This window comes from Plectonema radiosum NIES-515 (assembly GCF_025753815.1).
Taxonomy (GTDB): Bacteria; Cyanobacteriota; Cyanobacteriia; order Cyanobacteriales; family Nostocaceae; genus Hassallia; species Hassallia radiosum_A.
Window position 1 is genome coordinate 1 of record NZ_JAOWRF010000100.1, and the last position, 2,840, is coordinate 2,840.

Here is a 2,840-nt window from a genome sequence, read left to right on the forward strand (position 1 = left end):
TGTCCCCCATGTCCCCCATGTCCCCCTTGTCCCTCATTGCCCACTGCCATCGACAAGCTTATTTCAACTCGTCCGGCTTTGGAGGTAAACTTGATTGCATTGGAAAGTAAGTTTCCAATAACTTGCCGCAGACGTTGCTCGTCACCACAAACAATTTCTACTTGCGGATGGAATATACTTTCTAGTTGAATGGCTTTAGCGTCGGCTTGCGGGCGTAAAGTTTCCAATAGTGCTTCAATTAAAGTAATCAGATTTAGTGGTTCTATTTGCAACTGCAACTTTCCCCGGATAATTTTTGACACGTCGAGGATATCTTCAATCAGTCGTGCTTGAGATTGGGCATTGCGTTCGATTGTTTCTAGAGCACGATTTGTGATTGTGGGGTTAAGTTGTCTGGTAAGCAGCTGTTTCGACCAACCGAGTATTGAGGTGAGGGGGGTACGTAGTTCGTGAGAAACGATCGCTAAAAATTCATCTTTCATCCGGTTGGCAACTTCAGCTTCTTCTCTTGCTGTTTGTTCGCGAATCATTTGTTCGCGCACTATTTCCGCTTGCTTGCGTTCTGTGATATCTTCAATAGTGCCAACGTATCCCAATAATTGCCGATTATCGGAAAACATCACCGATGTGCGGACATGAACCCAGCACAAACTATTATCCGTCCGGCAAATACGAAATTCTGAAGAGTATGTCTGTTCGCAACGAATAGAACGCAACCAATCTGCAAGCACGCGATCGCGATCTTCTAGACAAATACATTTTCCCCAACCTTCCTCCCAACTTTCACCAATTTGGAAGTTATAAAAGGTTTCACAATTAGGATTTGTATAAGTAAATTTCCCTTCTGTATCTGTTAAAAAAATTGCTATGGGAGAGCAAGCACTCAAAGCGCGAAATTTCTCTTCACTTTCTCTCAGTTCAGAGTTCATGCTCTTGAGTTCGGTTGCTTGTCGCTTCACTTCGAGTGTTTTTTTGAACAGTTCTACAAACACGGTTACTTTTGATTTTAAGATAACCGAGTCAATTGGCTTCGACAGATAGTCTACTGCGCCTAAGGTATAGCCTTTAAATAACATGGTATCGTTAACACCAAAGGCAGTAAGAAAAATTATCGGTGTGTTGCGCGATCGCTCTCTTTGCCGAATTAGGGTTGCTGTCTCAAACCCATCCATTTCTGGCATCTGCACATCTAATAATATCACGGCGAAGTCTTGATGCAATAAGCACCTGAGAGCTTCTGCACCAGAATGAGCTTTGACTAAATTTTCATCCAGCCCTTCTAATATTGCCTCCAAAGCAATCAAATTTTCTGGATGATCGTCTATTAAGAGGATGTTTACTTTTGGTGCAGACTCCATAACCAATTCAAATTATTAATTAAAAATTTATTAAGATGCTAAAATCTAACTTTTTTGGTGAAATAACGAGGAAGAACAAAGATTGACCAAGAAAGGAGCAATTTCTGGTAAAGGCAAAATTGTTGCTGAAACCACTGCTGCAATTGCCGCATCTGGCATTATACGACTAACAGCTGTGGTTGGTTCTTGAACAATTGCTAAACCACCATATGTCTTGACTTTTGCCAGTCCTTGTGCACCGTCTTTACTTGAGCCTGTGAGAATCACACCAATTGCTCGCTCTCCATAAGCATCAGCCGTAGATTCAAATAGCACATCAATAGATGGACGTGCATAAGAAACAGGTGCTTCGGTTGAAAGGGCAAAATGACCGGGTTCTATTAATAAATGATAATCTGCTGGTGCGAGGTAAATTTGTCCGGGGGCGATCGCAATTTTGTCTATCACTTCAACTACTGGTAATAAACTAGACCTTTGCAAACAGTTCACCAATTCATCTTCCGAGTCTTTGTGACGATGTTGAGCCACAGCGATGGCGAACGCCAAGTTTTTCGGTAAACTAGCCAAAATGGTCTCAATCGCCTGTAATCCGCCCCAAGATGCACCAATTACAGTAATATCAAATTTCATCATTCGATCCTCCGGTAAAGCTTTTCTTGGGTTGCCAACTCATCGTAAAACTTTTCGTAAGGTGAACTTATGAGCGTTTCCTGTTTCCCCAATCCCAAAACACCGAACATCTTTAAACTTCCATATAGCAGCTGATGAACTTGGTTTTGAAGTTCTTTATTAAAGTAAATTAAAACATTGCGACAGAGAATAACGTTGAATTCATTGAAAGAAGCATCTGTTACCAAATTATGTGGTGAAAATATGAGATTCTCTTTCAAAAAAGAGTGGAATATAGCTCCATCATAACCAGCCGTATAATATTTTGAAAAAGATTCTTTACCGCCTGAGCGCAAATAAAGTTTGGTATATTCTTGCATCAAATGCAAAGAAAAAATCCCACTTTTAGCTTTACGTAATACTGCTTCATTCATATCAGTAGCGTAGATGCGGCAACGGTGATACAATCCTTCTTCAAATAGGATAATTGCCATTGAATAAACTTCTTCACCCGTAGAACATCCAGCGTGCCAAATGCGAATAAAGGGATAGGTACGCAAAAGGGGAATGGCTTTATTTCTAAAAGCAATATAGAAACTTGGATCGCGAAACATCGCAGTAACATTCACCGAAAGACCCAATAAAAAGCGTTCCATACAAGCGGAATCGTGCAAAACTTTTTCTTGAAGTCCAGAAACACTAGTTAGCTTTTCCAAGCGAATCGCATTCCAAATTCGACGCTTGAGAGAAGCCATTGCATAGTTACGAAAGTCAAACCCGTAATAGCGATACACTCCCTCCAGCAGTAGCTGAGTTTCGATGTCTTCGAGTTCGTTAGGGTTTTTGGGGGACATGAGGGAGTGGGAGTGGGGG

The 2,840-nt window shown here is 41.3% G+C and carries 3 protein-coding genes; all 3 read right to left on the bottom strand.

The features are described 5' to 3' along the window. The coding region (locus OGM63_RS06450; protein ID WP_263744674.1) for a hybrid sensor histidine kinase/response regulator at window positions 1-1,358 on the bottom strand (1,358 nt) is incomplete at its 3' end. Window positions 1,359-1,403: 45 nt separating this feature from the next. After that, window positions 1,404-1,991 carry a chemotaxis protein CheB gene (locus tag OGM63_RS06455; RefSeq protein ID WP_263744675.1) on the bottom strand — a complete coding sequence of 196 codons (588 nt, stop codon included), beginning with the start codon at window positions 1,989-1,991 and terminating at the stop codon, window positions 1,404-1,406. Continuing rightward, window positions 1,988-2,821, bottom strand: a complete 834-nt coding sequence (locus OGM63_RS06460) for a CheR family methyltransferase (RefSeq protein ID WP_263744676.1) — start codon at window positions 2,819-2,821, stop codon at window positions 1,988-1,990. The genes OGM63_RS06455 and OGM63_RS06460 overlap by 4 nt, the downstream gene beginning before the upstream one ends. Window positions 2,822-2,840 lie beyond the last annotated feature (19 nt).

Excerpts from the sequence above, each read along its gene's own strand:
- OGM63_RS06460 (WP_263744676.1), bottom strand. The coding sequence starts at position 2,821 with ATGTCCCCCAAAAACCCTAACGAACTCGAAGACATCGAAACTCAGCTA.
- OGM63_RS06455 (WP_263744675.1), bottom strand. The coding sequence starts at position 1,991 with ATGATGAAATTTGATATTACTGTAATTGGTGCATCTTGGGGCGGATTA.